Below are 14,673 nucleotides of genomic sequence, written 5' to 3' on the forward strand. Positions count from 1 at the left end.
CCTGGACGGCGGGCGCATGGGCCCGCGACGGCACGCCGGCCGGGTCGGGCGCCGGCAGCTCGTCGACTACCAGCTCGGTCAACACCCGCTCCCAGGTACCGTCGACGGCGCACGTCCGCAGCCGGTTGTAGACGCCTCTCCAGTTGCCGTACTTCGCCGGCAGGCATGCACTTTCGGCCAGTCTCACTTCACGCACGAGAAGACAGAGTGCACCTTTCAGCGCCAATGTCCGAATGGAGGTTGGGGCGTTCAGGTCGTCGCTCATCTTGCCCTGCATGGCGACATTGCCGCTCGCCACCCACGTGCCACCCAGAATTTCCTGCTCCGATATTCGATTGCGTGAGGAGTGAACCAGTCCATTTCGATCACGGAGGAGGCGGCATTCCAGCCATGGGCTGGTAAGGCACTTGCGCCAGTGCTAACGCCATGTGAACCATGTGCCACGACGGTCACCGTACATTCCTTGCAATGCTGCCGGACGGCACGGAGATCCTCGCCAAGATGAACACGGGGGAATGGTCATGGATCAGCTCTACGAGGCGTACTGCGCATCCGCGTTAATCTCAGGTGACTTCCTGCATCAGATGAGGTTCTGCACGGCATGCCCACCTGAAGAACTGCCGGGCACTGGCCCGCCACCTCGGTCACAGCGAGCACATGAGTGAGGTCATCCAGGCCACCGCCGGCCTGTTCTCTCCTCAGCAGGCTGCTGACCTGATCGAGACCCGCAGATAGCGGCCGGCAAGCAGGGGAATGTCCTGAAAAGATCTTCGGGAACCCGAGGCGACCGCACTATGGTTGAGATGTTGCAATTCCCTGCAAATTAGCGGGGAATACGCAAATGAACGGGGGGTGATCTAACGCGTTGATGGGTGACTTGATCCCTGCTGGCGAATGGACGCGTATAGCGTCTCCAAATGGGAGAAGATGATGTCTGCGTTCTTGGAGGACGAGTAATGGATCCGGTCGCGGGATGGGTATTCGGCACAGGGCTGATCGCGCTGGGCGCGGTGATTCACTACGTGAAGAACCAAGTGGCGAGTGGAAATATCCGGCGCAACTCTGTGATTGGCATCCGAACCAAGGCAACGATGTCTTCGGACAGTGCATGGGAGGCAGGGCATGCGTCTGCATCTCCGATGCTGACGGTGACTTACCTGACCGCCTACACCGTGGGCGCGGCTACCTTGGCAATCAGCCTGGCGCTGACGCTGAGCGATGCCGATAACCCAGCTGCCATCGCCGTCCCATTGGCTGGAATCGTGGCGGTTCTCACGCTCCTCACAGCAGCAGCGGTCAAGGCGAATTCGGCTGCACGCGCAGCCGGCCGTTCACACAGATAGTTCAGCTCATGCTGAACAACATCACCAAGCGAGGACAGTGTGAAGTTAAGACCTAGAAACATAGTCGCCGCAGTAGCGGCCAGCTCTATCCTTGTGGCGGGCGGAGTCACTACCCAGAGTGCCTTTGCTGACGACGGCGGCAGGCCTTCTGCACCCGGCAAAGCGCAGCTCAAGGAGGGTGTGAAGGATACCGCCAAGTACAGCGACGCGGAGCTTCTGCAGCTGCTGCTCGCCGCCCAGGGGCCGATCGCAGATGCGCATCCAGAGCTGAAGCAGATGCTCGGATTCAATCCCGATAAGCCACACACCAACGAAGAAGCGCTGAGTCGCATCATCGCGGGGTACCTGGCGACTCACCCCAGGTTCCACGAAGACATGGCGATTCCGTTCCATTCCGGTGACCCTGTGCGCGTTGACGCCGCTCTCCGCGACTTCTCGGTGACCTTCAACGAGTACGTCAAGAAGAACGCTAAGCCTGCGAGCGGCGGCAAGGCACAGGCGCAGGCAAGCGGCTGGTTCTGGATGGGTGCGTACGTGGCCATCTACGTGAATGCCGTTGGCGCAGCCAACGCCGTCGCGTACACGACCGCTGGAGTTGCCACCAATGCCCTCGCGACCCTCGTGGTCGTTACGTGGTATCTGGAGGATGGCAGCCCGGCCGGCTCGGATATCGAGCGCGACGCGTTTGTCGATGCCCTGACCTCTGCGCTGACGTGAGTCGAGGCCCGGCGATCACCGAGCAGAACGCTGACGAGCGGACCACCGAGGGGAGAGGCCTTGAGTCGATTCGCTCAGTGTCAGGCCTGGTCTCTGCTGCCGGCGGCATCCTCTTAGTCGGAGCTTTGCTGGCTGGATCAATCTTCTTTTCACTGCCAAGCAACGTACTTTCCACGCGTGACGGAGGTGAGCTTCGGTCGCTGTCAGCGAGGTTTTTACCCCAGAGCTGGGCATTCTTTACGAAACCTCCGAGTGACTCTGAGTTCGTTCCTTACGTTGTGTCTGACGATGGTGTTGCCTATGCGGGGCGGCTTCCAAATTCGCGCTCGGACAATCTCTACGGCCTAACGCGACGCCAGCGCGCGCAGGGCCCAGAGGTTGCCAGCATGGCCAACCAGGTGCAGAAGTGGGAGAACTGCGAGGCGATAGAGGGGGATTGCCCAGTGGTGGTCGCCGGGTCCTCGACGCCTACCTCTGTCACGAACTCGTCTCCGGTCCCCACTCTTTGCGGGCGACTGGTGCTTGTGGAGTCGAGACCTGTTCCGTGGAAGTTTCGCGATAGGTATGAAGGATGGCGCCTCGACAAGAAAGCTGCTTTTGTGGAGGCAAAGTGTTCGCGAAGCAAATAGCCGTGTTGATGGAGCGATCCGTCCGGCGCTTTCCTGCCGAGTCCCGGACTCTCGGGGCAGGGAGGTCAATGATCGCACTTGCTCAGGCGTCGATCTTGATATTCACGCCGGCATCTCACCTCTTCGTTCCCGTGGGTGGGGCCGAGATTGAGATTGGCTGTTCGCCCCCGGTGCAGGCGGCGTCACTGTACTGCCTGGCGGGCTCTGCAGATCGGCAGCTCCTCAATTTCCTGGTTCTGGGCATGCTTCTGATTGCCGCGAGCGGCATTCTGCCTCGGTACACAACCCTGCTGCATTTCTGGGCATCGCTCTCCATCGGTCAGTCCATATCGCTACCTGACGGCGGCGATGCTGTTGCGCAAGTTGTCACCTTCTTCCTCATCCTGGCGTGCGCCAATGACAGGCGGACGTGGCACTGGCAAAAGCCCAGCAGTGCAGAGCAAAAGGGGTCGATCTGGCACGGTCTCGCGTGGGCCGGTTGGTGGGGTGTGCGACTTCAAGTTGCATACATATATCTCAATAGCGCCCTGGCGAAATTGTCTGTCGGTCCGTGGGCAGAAGGCAGCGCAACGTATTACGTCGCGCGCATGGAGAACTTCGGAGCAGCTGGCCTGTTCGCCGATCTGTTTCGCTGGGCTACGGGCATCACTCTTATCGCTCTCCTGTCTGCATGGGGGACGATTTTCACAGAAAGCCTGATCGCGCTCCTTCTGTTGCGGCGGGGGTCCCGGCAGACGGCTGCTGCGCTCATCAGCGCATGCCTCCACATTCTGATCATCTTGCAGCTTGGCATTGTCTCCTTTGGGTTCATTATGGTAGGAGCGGTGATCTGCGCGGCATCAAGGGGTATCGATTCGAATCCCCCACGGCTGAAGAACCTGCTCTCACGCACCCGTAGGTCCACTCGGAACAGTCACTCGTCCGCGCCTGCTGAGCCGGAGCCGATAAGCGGGCCCGACGCGGTAGCGATCGGGTCGTAGGGCGAGCTGACCCGCGGTTCGACCGTCGAAGACGAGCATGGTGTCCCATGCGGCTCACGCATGCGGCGGTCCCAGTGCGGCACAACGGGAACCAACGAGACTCCCGTGCCGATGAGTGGAGGCTTCAAACCCTCCCTCAACGGCACGGGAGCCTTACCCGTCGGCACTCTTCCGGCCGGTCTGGCCCACAGACCGACCGGCCGTCCGCGTCACCGGTGACAGGCAACTCGCCGGTGCCGAGCACCACATCGCCGTCCTTACGGCTTATCAGCTGCCCCAAGGTGCTCCGTCGGTCCGCCGAAAGCCAGAAACGTGGAACGGGTTCCGAGGAGCCACCGGCCGTCGACCTTGCGGAACGTGTCCTCGTAATGCCCCACTTGTGCCGGGAGCCGTGGGAGCAGCATGCCGTCGATATGGCCGTCGACGCGGTACGTCGTGAAGTAGGTGGTCGCGGTCGCCGTCGACTCGGATGTGACAGTCACCAGGATGTTCGTGCATATGCGGCGCGAGAGCCGGTCCGCAGGCCGAGAACCGAAGTAGGCCCGAAGTGCGTCACGGCCCTGGATCCTGCGGTCGCCCTCAGCCCACTCCCAGACTCCGTCAGCCGTGAACAGCTCGGACACCTCGCCCGGGTCGCCCAGGTCGAGCTTGCGGACGAACTCGATGATCAGACGCTCGCAGGCTCGCTCAGCGATCAGACGGTCGATGGGATCAAGGGCTTCGGTGTCCATCCCCACTTCCTACCACCGCGCCTCCGTCAGGCGATCATCCCCAGCTCCGGGTCCTCCCGGAGCTTGGCCAGGGCGCGGGAGACGGCGCTCTTGACCGTGCCGACCGAGACCTCCATGACCTCGGCGGTCTGGGCCTCGCTCAAGTCCTCGTAATACCTGAGGACGACCATGGCCCGCTGGCGGGGCGGCAGCCGCAGCACCGCGCGCCACATCGCGTCGCGCAGGCCCTGGAGCTCGGCCGGGTCGGGCGCCGGCAGCGGGTCCGGCTCCGGCAGCTCGTCGACGGCAAACTCCTCCACCTTGCGCTTGCGCCACTGGGAGGTACGGGTGTTGATCAGCGCGCGGCGGACGTAGCCGTCCAGGGCGCGGTGGTCCTCGATGCGCTCCCAGGCCATGAAGGTCTTGGTGAGCGCGGTCTGGAGGAGGTCCTCGGCGTCGTTCGGGTTGCCGGACAGCGACCGCGCAGCGCGCAGCAGGACCGGCCCCCGGGTCCGTACATAGGACGAGAACGTCGGGAACACAGCGGCGGTCGAAGCGCTTGTGCACACTGGCGTGGTCATGTGGACCACGCTAGAAGCGAGGGTGGGCCCGGCGGATCGCCCCCAGGTGCCGAAGCACCATCCGCCTCAAGTTGTACGGGTGGGCCCCTCCGGACCTCCTTTGGGGGGACCGGCAGGGGCGACTCCCCCAAGGGGACGGCGCTTGCCACAACCTCCTCATGCACCTCACCTGCCTCAGCCCTGCGTCCAGGCCGCCTCCTCCTCCCGGGCGGTGTCGCAGGCCTGGCGGGCGGCGGTGACCTACGGACGCTGCCAGGCAGGCGCTAGCCGTCCGCGCCCAGGACGAGCCCTGAGGTCGGCACCCCCGTGCCCGCTGTGACCAGCACATGCGCGGGGGTGCCGGCCTGGTTGACGGAGGTGCCGCGGAGCTGGCGGACGGCCTCGGCGATGCCGTTCATGCCGTGCAGATAGGCCTCGCCGAGCTGGCCGCCGTGGGTGTTGAGGGGGAGGGCGTCCGCGGCGACGAAATCGGCGGCCTCGCCGGGGGCGCAGAAGCCGAACTCCTCCAGCTGCATCAGCACGAAGGGGGTGAAGTGGTCGTAGAGGATCGCGACGTCGATGTCGGCGGGGGTCAGTCCGGAGGTCCGCCAGAGCTGGCGGGCGACCACCTGCATCTCGGGGAGGCCGGTCAGCGCGTCGCGGTAGAAGCTGGTCATCTGCTCCTGGGCGCGGCCCGCGCCCTGTGCGGCGGCCGTGATCAGCGCCGGCGGGTGAGGCAGCGTGCGGGCCCGCTCGGGCGAGGTCACCACGAGCGCCTGGGCGCCGTCCGTCTCCTGGCAGCAGTCCAGCAGCCGCAGCGGCTCCACGATCCAGCGGGAGGCGGCGTGGTCGGCGAGGGTGATGGGCCGGCGATGGAAGTACGCGGCCGGGTTGGTGGCCGCATGGCGGCGGTCGGTGACCGCGACATGGCCGAAGGCGTCCGGCGTCAGCCCGTAGGTGTGGAGGTAGCGCTGGGCGGCCATGGCGACCCAGGAGGCGGGGGTGAGCAGGCCGAAGGGGAGGTTCCAGCCGAGTGCCGCCCCCTCGGCGGAGGGCTCCCGCCGCTGTACGCCGGAGCCGAAGCGGCGGACGGAGCGCTCGTTGAACGCGCGGTAGCAGACGACGACTTCGGCGAGGCCGGTGGCGACCGCGAGGGCCGCCTGCTGGACGGTGGCGCAGGCCGCGCCGCCCCCGTAGTGGACCCGGGAGAAGAAGGACAGTTCGCCGATGCCGGCCGCCTGCGCGACGGTGATCTCGGGGTTGGTGTCCATGGTGAAGGTGACCATGCCGTCGACGTCCGCGGGGGTCAGCCCGGCATCGTCGAGGGCGGCCCGTACGGCCTCGACGGCGAGCTTCAGTTCGCTGCGGCCGGAGTCCTTGGAGAACTCGGTCGCACCGATTCCGGCGATCGCGGCGCGGCCGCCGAGGGAGTCGGGGCGGTGGATGCTCATTGTGTGCCCTTGGGGTGGCTCATCGTCGTCGCGTCCTCCGGGTGGCTCGCCGTTGCCGCGTTCTCCGGGAGGCTCGCTGCCGCCGCGTTCTCCGGGAGGCTCACTGTCGCCGTGCCGGTTACGTGGTGGCCGAGGCCGTTCGCACCGACGATCCGCACCACGGCCGTACCGTCCGACACCTCGGTGACGGTGCCGCGCAACACCATGGTGTCTCCTGGGTAGTTGGGGGCGCCCAGGCGGATGGCTACCTTGCGCAGGACGCAGCGCGGCCCGAAGTGGTCGGTGAGGTAGCGGCCGACCAGCCCGTTGGTGGTGAGGATGTTCATGAAGATGTCCGGGGCGCCCTTCTCCCGGGCCGCCTCGGTGTCGTGGTGCACGTCCTGGTAGTCACGGGAGGCGAGTGCTCCGGCGACGATCAGGGTGCGGGTGATCGGGATGGGGAGCGTCGGAATCTCGTCACCGGGTTTGATCTCGTCACCGGCTTTCATGGGGTGGCCTCCTGCCGATTCTGCAGATCCCGTGCTTCCCGCGACGTGAGCAACTGCCCGAGCTCTTCCAGCACTTCGGCCCCCCAGCCCAGATAGCCGGCCAGTTGCCGGCCCCACAGGAAGTGCCGGTGGACGGGGTGTTCCAGGTCGGCGCCGATACCGCCGTGCAGATGCTGGCCGGTGTGCACCACACGGGTGCCCGCCTCGGCGGCCCACCAGGCGGCGGTCAGCGCCTGCTCCCCGGCGTCCAGGCCCGCGTCCCGGCGCCAGGCAGCCTCGTAGGCGGTCAGCCGGATCGCCTCGGTGTCCATATAGGCGTCGGCGGCGCGCAGCAGGACGCCCTGGTGGGTGGAGAGGGGACGGCCGAACTGCTCACGCGTGGTGGTGTGGGACACCGCACGGGCCAGGGATCCGGCACAGACCCCGGCCTGGATGCCTGCGAAGGCGGTACGGGCGGTGGCCAGGACATCGGCGTACGGGCGGCGGGAGGCGGGCGAGTGCGGGGCGGCCTCGTCCGAGCCCACGCATTCGGCCGCGGCCGGCCCCAGGCGTTCGGCAGGGGCGTCGTCCAGGGTGAGCCGGCCCGCCGACCAGGGGGCGGTGGTCTCGACCGGGTCCCGTCGCACCCCGGGGGCATCCGTACGCAGCAGCCACAGCGTCCGCGTCGTCCCGTCCGGCACCAGCACATGGGTGGCCGCGCGCAGCCACGGCACGACGGGGACGCTGCCGGTCAGCCGCCCCGTCCCGTCCGCCGACGGCGCCGCCCGCACCCCGCCCGGCCGGGCCGGAAAGGCCCCGGTGGCGATCGCGGCGCCGTCCCGGAACGCCGGGAGCAGCCGCGCCCGTTGGTCCGCATCGCCGTGCGCGCCGACCGCCAGCAGGCCGTAGACACAGCTCGCGGCGAACGGCACCTGCGCCGTCGTACGCCCCTGCTCCTCCAGCATCAGGACGAGTCCGATCAGCCCGGTCTCGGCCACCGCGCCCGGCAGCCCGGCCGTGCACAGCGCCTTCCAGAGCTCGGCGTCCGTACCGCCGCCGCAGTCGGCGAGGCGCTCTGGTGTGGACAGATCGCCGAAGATCTCCGCGGCCAGTTCGCGGGCCGCCATCTGCTCCGGTGTGGGGGTGAAGTCCATGTCACCCCTCACCGCCCGGCGTCGCACGGAAGACCGGCAGCTCGTACTCCTCGTCCACCCGCTGGAAGGTGAGCCGGACGGGCATGCCGATGCGCACCTGGTCGTACGGGACGCCGACGATGTTGCTGACCATCCGCACCCCCTCCGCGAGTTCGATCAGGCCGACCGCATAGGGCGGGTCGAAGGCGGGGAAGGGCGGGTGGTGCAGCACGACGTAGGAGAAGACCGTTCCCGCTCCGCTCGCCTCGACGGTGTCCCACTCCGGTGACCCGCACCGGGAGCACCCCGGCAGCCAGGGGAACCGCAGCGTCCGGCAGCCCGTGCACCGCTGGATCAGCAGCCGGTGCCGGGCGACGCCTTCCCAGAAGCCGGCGTTGTCGCGGTTGATGACGGGGCGGGGGCGCCGCGGGGCGGGCTGAGCGGCTGCGGCGGGCGGCTCCGGCTTCCGCTCAGGCGGGGCCTCCCGGGCGTCCGGGGCCTTCCCGGCCGCCGGGGCGTACTTGAGGATCCGGAAGCGGTGCGTCCCCGCCAGCTCCCCGTCCGCCCGTACGTCCATCCGCGTCGTGACGAAGTGCCCCGTCCCCAGCTTTGTCGTCTTGCGCTCCGATACGGCTTCGATCACCGCGTCGAAGGTGATGCGGTCGCCCGGCCGCAGCGGCCGCAGGTACTCCTGCTCGCAGTCGGTGGCCACGACGGAGGTGTACCCGGCGCCGTCCAGCAGCGCGAAGAGTTCGTCGAACGCGCCCGAGCGGTCCGTATGGCCGGAGAGCCCACCCATCGTCCAGGCCTGGAGCATCGTCGGCGGGGCGATGGCATCCGGCCCCCGATAGGCCGGGCTGGTGTCGCCCACCGCCTCGCACCAGTGCCTGATCATCGGCGCGTTGACCAGGTCCTTGCCGACCCCCGCGGTCGCGGCCGGCCGCCCCTCGTACGCCTTGAGCCGTTCGTGGGGGAGCACGTCCACGGCCCGGGCAGTACGCACCTCACGCGCCGGCTCCCGGTGCGTCCGCTCCCCCTGCACCGACTCCGCCGGCTCCTCCTGCGCCACCTCGCTCATCGCCGCCCCCTCCGCATCCCCAGCCGCATCGTCGCGACGATCTCCCGCTGGATCTCGCTCACTCCGCCCCCGAAGGTGTTGATCTGCGCGGCACGGTTCATCCGCTCCAGTTCGCCGTCCCGGAAGGCGCCCGGTGAACCGGCCCGCACCAGGGCGGCGTCCCCCGCCACCTCCTGGCACATCCGGTAGACCTCGACGGCGCTCTCCGTCCCGGCGAACTTCACCCCGCCGGCATCTCCCGGGCTGAGCGTCCCGGTTCCCACGTCGCCGACCAGCCGCCAGTTCAGCAGCCGGGTCGCGGCCAGCCGGGCGTGCGCCTCGGCGAGCCGAGACCGTACCCAGGGCCGGTCCGCGGGCCGTTCGCCGCTCTCCGGCTCCGGCGTACGGGCGTACGCCAGCGCCGCGTCGAAGGAGTCCTCGGCCTGCATCCCGAGGGCGGCCAGGGCGACGCGTTCATGGTTGAGCTGGTGGGTGATCAGCTGCCAGCCGCCGTTCTCCTCGCCGACGAGGTTCCCGGCCGGGACGCGGATGCCGTCGTAATACGTGGCGGTGGTCCGCAGACCGCCGACCGTCTCGATCGGCGTCCAGGAGAAGCCGGGTGCGTCGGTGGGCACCAGGATCAGGGAGATTCCTCGGTGCTTGGGCGCGTCGGGGTCGGTGCGGCAGGCGAGCCAGATCCAGTCGGCCCGGTGGGCGTTGCTGGTGAAGCTCTTGACGCCGTTGATCAGCCAGTGGGCGTCGTCGGCGGCGCCCTCGCCACCCGGCCGTTTCACCGCGCGGGTGCGGAGTGCGGCAAGGTCGGTGCCGGCCTCGGGCTCCGTATAGCCGATCGCGAAGACCAGCTCGCCACTGAGGATCCGGGGCAGGAAGAAGTCCTTCTGCTGCGGGGTGCCGTACTTCATCAGGGTCGGGCCGACGGTGTTGAGGGTGACCATCGAGACCGGAGCGCCCGCGCGGTACGCCTCGTCGAAGAAGACGAACTGCTCGTCGGGCCCGCGGCCCTGCCCGCCGTACGCGGTCGGCCAGCCCAGCCCCAGCATGCCGTCGGCGCCGATCCGGCGCAGCACCGCACGCTGCTCCGCGGCGTCCTCGACCGGCCCGTTCGGCAGCACCTCACGGAAGTAGCTTCGTAGTTGGCTGCGCAGCTGCTCCTGGCGCGCGGTGGGGGCGAGGTGCACGTCGGCGGCCTCCCCTTCTGGTGGCCGTACGCCCGGTGCGCAGGGAGTCGGGCACACGAACGAAGCGAGCGGGTTTCTGACTGTCCGTCAGAAACCCGCTCACTGTCAAGGCCGGCGCAGCGAACTCCGGAGCAGCCCCATTCACTCCGTGCCGACCCTGACGCCTCACCCGTCGGTCAGCCGCACCGCACTCCCCTTGCGGCGGGCCGCCGACTCACCAGAGCTTGGTGAAGTTGACGGTGGTGTTGGTCTGGTCGATTTGCGTGGGGCCGGAGCCGTTCACGCTCGCGGTGTTGTTCTGATTGGAGGCGCCGGCTCCGTTGGCGACCTGCTGGCCGGTGGTCGAGTTGCCGAGGTTGGCGCCGCCGACACCGCTCCCCTCCTGGCTCGTCGCCGCAGAACTCGACCCGCTGGTCGCAAAGCCGCCGTTGTCGGCCTGCGCCACGCCGGTGCAGAGCACGGCCGCGAAGGGAAGTGCGGCGGCCGCGGCGAGAACGCGGGCGGTACGGATGCTTGCCATGTTTCTCTTCCTCCTACGGAACACGACTTCTGGATCTGCCGCGCCGGCTCGGACGCGGATCTGCTGCGCGGGGGTCTGATGTACGGCTGACTTACGGCTCTGCTGGTACGGCTTTGCTTGTACGGATCTGCTGCGCGGGACGGATTGCCGATCCGGTGGTCCGGCGGTCCGGTCTCACGCATCACGTCTCACGCGAACCGACCTCGAATCACTGGAACTTGATTGCTTCACCGGGCAGTTGGCCGACCACCGCGATGCTTTCCTCGACGTCGCGCACTCAGGCTTGCCCACGGATCCGCGGCGAACCCATCGCGAGGCCCCGATTCCCCCGCAAGCATGAGCGCCCCCGAATAAACCCCCCGCCGCCCGGCGCTCTCACCCGCGCACACCCCCTCGACAACGGCAGGGCCCCGCCACACCCCCACCACACGTCCCTCGACAAAGCCGCCGCCCTACCCCGTCCCGCACCAAGCCCGCGCCACCCGGCCGACGCACCCGGCGCACGGGCCGCTCTGTCCACACCCCCCTTCCTTTCATCGAACGTTCGTACGAAAATGGATTCATGGCCACGCACCGACGCCATAGAAGCACCGCCCGCACCGAGTCCGCAGAGACGCCGGACACCGCCCTCACCGAGCCCCCGGAGGCACCCGGAGCTGAGGCACCGAACAGCACGCTTACCGAGCCCGCCGGGGCACCGGCCGCCGGCCCCACCGAGCCGCCGGAACCGCACGCCGCCGCGCTCGCCGAGGCACTCCTCGCCGCCGGCCGCGGCTACCCCGTCATCCCGCTGACCCGCAACAAGCTCCCCGCCATACGGTCCCCGCACCGCGGCCGTCCCGAGAGCCCGCCCTGCCGCGGCCAGTGCGGCCGGCTCGGGCACGGCGTCCATGACGCGAGCACCGACCCGCTCACCATCCGCCGGATGTTCGCCACCGCCCCCTGGGCCACCGGCTACGGCATCGCCTGCGGACGGCCCCCGCACCACCTCATCGGCATCGACCTCGACACCAAGAACGGCGCCGACGGCCTGACCGCCCTGCGGTTCCTCGCCGAACAGCACGACTTCCCGATCCCGCCGACCGTCACGGTCCTCACCCCCAGCGGCGGCCGCCACCTCTGGTTCACCGGCCCGCCGTCGCCCCCCGTACCGAATTCGGCCGGACGGCTCGCCCCGGGCATCGACGTCCGCGGCACAGCCGGCTATCTCGTGGGCCCCGGCTCCGTCACCACCCACGGGCGATATGCCCACGCACCGCGCACACCCCGCCACCCCGCCCCCCTGCCGGGCGCCCTGCTCGACCTCCTCCTCGCCCCGTCACCGTCCGCCCACCGCGAGCCCCCGCCCGACGTTGCACCCCAGCACGCCGCGGCGCTCATACGCTTCGTACGCACCGCCCCGGACGGCCAGCGCAACGCCCGGCTCTTCTGGGCCGCCTGCCGCGCCCACGAAGCCGGCCTCGGCCAGGAACTCGCCGCCCGCCTGACCCAGGCCGCCCGCGACACCGGCCTGTCCGCACACGAGGCCCGCGCGACGATCGCCTCAGCGGCCCGCGCCACACCCCCCGCCACACCCGACAGCCACTAGCGACCCCGAACACCACAGCCCCCAGGCACGGACCTCAGGCCTCCACCCACCCCACCTACGCCTTACGCGCCTCGATCAGGAACCGGGTCGTCCGCGCCACGAACGCCCCCTCGCGACGCATCAACTCGTCCAACTCCCGCAACCGCTCCCGATAGCGCTCCACCGTGAACCCGGGGACCATCCACACCACCTTCCGCAGGAAGTAGACGACCGCCCCGATGTCGAAGAACTCGGTCCGCAGCGACTCCGCCCGCAGATCGACCACCTCAAGACCCGCCGCCTCCGCCTCCTGGCACGCGTCCTCGGGATGACGGGCCCGCCGTACGTGCTCCGGCTGCGGCCCCAGAAAGTACTCGACCAGCTCGAACACGCTGGCCGGACCGACCTGTTGGGAGAAGTACGTGCCCCCCGGCCGCAGCACGCGGGCGATCTCCGCCCACCACACCGTCACCGGATGACGGCTGGTCACCAGGTCGAACGCCGCATCGCCGAACGGCAGCGGCGGCTCGTCCGCATCGGCCACCACGACCGCCCCGCGCGGATGCAGCAGCGCGGTGGCCTTGGCGACATTCGGCGGCCAGGACTCCGTCGCCACCATCACCGGCGGCAGCTTCGCCGCCCCGGCAAGCACCTCACCGCCGCCGGTCTGGACGTCCAAGGCGGCCGACGCCCGCGCCAGCCGCTCGCCCATCGCCCGCTGATACCCCCACGAGGGCCGCTCCTCCGTGGCCCGCCCGTCCAGCCACGAAAAGTCCCACCCCTCAACCGATACGGCCTCAGCCTCGGCCACCAATTCCTCAAACGAACGCCTCATACCTCCACACTCACCGCAACCCTCGTACCCTGCCAGCGATTTACGCCCCCACTGCCCCTCGCCCCTGCTACTTCTCCCCCTGACTCCCGACCAGGAAAGCGAGCTCCGGACGGTCCCACATCACCGCCGGCGGATTCGCCGGCACCATTCCGACGGGCCGGGCACCCACGCTGCGATAAAAACCCTCGGCGGGCGGATGCGAAACCACCCGCACCCGCTCGATCCCCAGGCGCCGCGCCTCACCCTGCATGTGCTCGACCAGGCGACGCCCTATCCCGTACCCCTGCGCCTGATCCGCCACAAACATCAAATCCAACTCAGCCGGCTCCACCACCAACGCATAAAACCCCAACACCCGCTCACCACGATGGGCTTCCCCACCAACCCCCTCCTCCACATCAACATCCATACCCATGGCCACAGCCACAAAGACCCGATGCGCCTCGATGTAATCCGGCCCCACCCGATACCCCTCGACCATCGCGGCATACCGCCCCTCATACGCCCGCGAACCGCGCACCATCCGCGTGAGTCGCCGCGCATCCCTCCCCTCGGCCCGCCGCACGACCACAGCGCCCCATCGGACCCCGGCCCCCGCCCTACGCACACCCACGTCGACCACACCCCACTTCCCGCACGACGCCCAGACAGGCACCCAACAACATCCGCAATTCACATTCACATTCCAATTCCCCCACCCACCCTACCTCGCCACCCACACAAACCTCCCCGCCAACAAATCAGCCACTGCCCAACACGAAAATCCCTTCCTTCCCGCAGACCAAGCGCCTTTACACCGCGCCCTTCGAATTCCTAGAAACCCCCACTTGCCCCATAAAGAAATCCCCCTCCACCACCTCGACAAATTCGCACCTCACCCGGCCACGGAAGGACCACGATAAGAAGAAGCGCCAAAATCCGGCACGGTGAACCGCATCACGGCGGCACCCATCTGGTCCGCTACTGCGCTTCCAATCCCAACTCGCGGCTCTCATCAGCACGTACGCCATGGAACGGCGCATGCACGACGCCCAGTTGGGCTGGCGCATCGAGGGGAACCGCGTGATCGGGTGGACGTACGGCCACAAGACCTACGAGCACCTCCTGTCCCTCGTCGAATCTTTCGCGGCCATCCTCGACGACTCCCCACCCAGGCGTGGCGCTGGCCGGAGCGACAGAGAGCCGGCACTGGTCATCAGCCCGGAGAAGACGGACGGCCCCAGGAGCACCCAGCGCCTCCCTCCACAGTCCGCGGCCCGCAGCGGCATACAGCGAGGCTGCGTCAGCCCGCCCTCTCGCGACATCACACGGCATCGCATGTCGTCGGATGGCACGTCTTGGCGCCATCCGGTGCCACCCGACGCCATCCAGCGCCACCCCGCACCACTCCTCGCCCCCCAACAGGCAAATAACCACGCATGGCGCCACAATGACCCACGCCACCCCTTCACATTTCCCCAGTTCAGCGCGGCGCACTCCCAATCCCGCCCCACACAAGACACCAC

At 68.4% G+C, this 14,673-nt stretch carries 15 protein-coding genes; 5 read left to right on the top strand and 10 right to left on the bottom strand.

The genetic code is table 11. From position 1 onward, the window contains the following. Window positions 1-917: 917 nt before the first annotated feature. The 4 genes from CPH93_RS16225 to CPH93_RS16240 all read left to right on the top strand — a co-directional run bounded on the left by CPH93_RS16225 (window position 918) and on the right by CPH93_RS16240 (window position 3,669). Complete coding sequence (locus CPH93_RS16225) at window positions 918-1,343, top strand: SdpI family protein (protein ID WP_176969367.1); 426 nt, start codon at window positions 918-920, stop codon at window positions 1,341-1,343. A gap of 180 nt (window positions 1,344-1,523) precedes the next feature. Beyond that, window positions 1,524-2,060 carry a hypothetical protein gene (locus CPH93_RS35790; RefSeq protein ID WP_159395008.1) on the top strand — a complete coding sequence of 179 codons (537 nt, stop codon included), beginning with the start codon at window positions 1,524-1,526 and terminating at the stop codon, window positions 2,058-2,060. Between the two features lie 77 nt (window positions 2,061-2,137). After that, entirely contained in the window at window positions 2,138-2,689 is a 552-nt protein-coding gene (locus tag CPH93_RS37605) for an SdpA family antimicrobial peptide system protein (RefSeq protein WP_443031470.1), read from the top strand. Window positions 2,690-2,697: 8 nt separating this feature from the next. Beyond that, window positions 2,698-3,669, top strand: coding sequence for a sporulation-delaying protein SdpB family protein (locus CPH93_RS16240; RefSeq protein WP_269460163.1), 972 nt, complete (start codon window positions 2,698-2,700; stop codon window positions 3,667-3,669). A gap of 257 nt (window positions 3,670-3,926) precedes the next feature. Here the strand turns inward: CPH93_RS16240 and CPH93_RS16245 are convergent, their stop codons facing one another. The 8 genes from CPH93_RS16245 to CPH93_RS16280 form a co-directional block, all read right to left on the bottom strand. Further along, complete coding sequence (locus CPH93_RS16245) at window positions 3,927-4,400, bottom strand: nuclear transport factor 2 family protein (protein WP_096213274.1); 474 nt, start codon at window positions 4,398-4,400, stop codon at window positions 3,927-3,929. 26 nt (window positions 4,401-4,426) lie between these two features. After that, window positions 4,427-4,960, bottom strand: coding sequence for a SigE family RNA polymerase sigma factor (locus tag CPH93_RS16250; RefSeq protein WP_093484260.1), 534 nt, complete (start codon window positions 4,958-4,960; stop codon window positions 4,427-4,429). A gap of 263 nt (window positions 4,961-5,223) precedes the next feature. Continuing rightward, window positions 5,224-6,390 carry a lipid-transfer protein gene (locus tag CPH93_RS16255; RefSeq protein ID WP_096213275.1) on the bottom strand — a complete coding sequence of 389 codons (1,167 nt, stop codon included), beginning with the start codon at window positions 6,388-6,390 and terminating at the stop codon, window positions 5,224-5,226. Then, a complete protein-coding gene (locus CPH93_RS16260; RefSeq protein ID WP_231977375.1) occupies window positions 6,387-6,878 on the bottom strand; it encodes a MaoC family dehydratase in 492 nt (163 codons plus the stop codon). The genes CPH93_RS16255 and CPH93_RS16260 overlap by 4 nt, the downstream gene beginning before the upstream one ends. After that, window positions 6,875-8,011, bottom strand: coding sequence for an acyl-CoA dehydrogenase family protein (locus tag CPH93_RS16265; protein WP_096213276.1), 1,137 nt, complete (start codon window positions 8,009-8,011; stop codon window positions 6,875-6,877). The genes CPH93_RS16260 and CPH93_RS16265 overlap by 4 nt, the downstream gene beginning before the upstream one ends. A gap of 1 nt (window position 8,012) precedes the next feature. Then, window positions 8,013-9,068 carry a bifunctional MaoC family dehydratase N-terminal/OB-fold nucleic acid binding domain-containing protein gene (locus CPH93_RS16270; RefSeq protein ID WP_231977377.1) on the bottom strand — a complete coding sequence of 352 codons (1,056 nt, stop codon included), beginning with the start codon at window positions 9,066-9,068 and terminating at the stop codon, window positions 8,013-8,015. After that, on the bottom strand, window positions 9,065-10,246 hold the full coding sequence (locus CPH93_RS16275) for an acyl-CoA dehydrogenase family protein (RefSeq protein ID WP_096213277.1): 1,182 nt from the start codon (window positions 10,244-10,246) through the stop codon (window positions 9,065-9,067). Before CPH93_RS16275 ends, CPH93_RS16270 begins: the two co-directional genes overlap by 4 nt. A gap of 214 nt (window positions 10,247-10,460) precedes the next feature. Then, window positions 10,461-10,766: a hypothetical protein gene (locus CPH93_RS16280; protein WP_096213278.1), complete on the bottom strand. Its 306-nt coding sequence runs from the start codon at window positions 10,764-10,766 to the stop codon at window positions 10,461-10,463. A gap of 562 nt (window positions 10,767-11,328) precedes the next feature. On the opposite strand from CPH93_RS16280, the gene CPH93_RS16285 reads away from it, so the two are divergent. Then, complete coding sequence (locus CPH93_RS16285) at window positions 11,329-12,354, top strand: bifunctional DNA primase/polymerase (RefSeq protein ID WP_096213279.1); 1,026 nt, start codon at window positions 11,329-11,331, stop codon at window positions 12,352-12,354. A 55-nt stretch (window positions 12,355-12,409) separates the two neighbouring features. Here the strand turns inward: CPH93_RS16285 and CPH93_RS16290 are convergent, their stop codons facing one another. Both CPH93_RS16290 and CPH93_RS16295 read right to left on the bottom strand, forming a co-directional pair. Beyond that, complete coding sequence (locus CPH93_RS16290) at window positions 12,410-13,168, bottom strand: class I SAM-dependent methyltransferase (protein WP_096213280.1); 759 nt, start codon at window positions 13,166-13,168, stop codon at window positions 12,410-12,412. Between the two features lie 67 nt (window positions 13,169-13,235). Continuing rightward, window positions 13,236-13,790, bottom strand: coding sequence for a GNAT family N-acetyltransferase (locus tag CPH93_RS16295; RefSeq protein WP_096213281.1), 555 nt, complete (start codon window positions 13,788-13,790; stop codon window positions 13,236-13,238). Window positions 13,791-14,673 lie beyond the last annotated feature (883 nt).

The sequence above is a fragment of the Streptomyces sp. 2323.1 genome (assembly GCF_900221035.1).
In the GTDB taxonomy this organism is placed as follows: Bacteria; Actinomycetota; Actinomycetes; order Streptomycetales; family Streptomycetaceae; genus Streptomyces; species Streptomyces sioyaensis.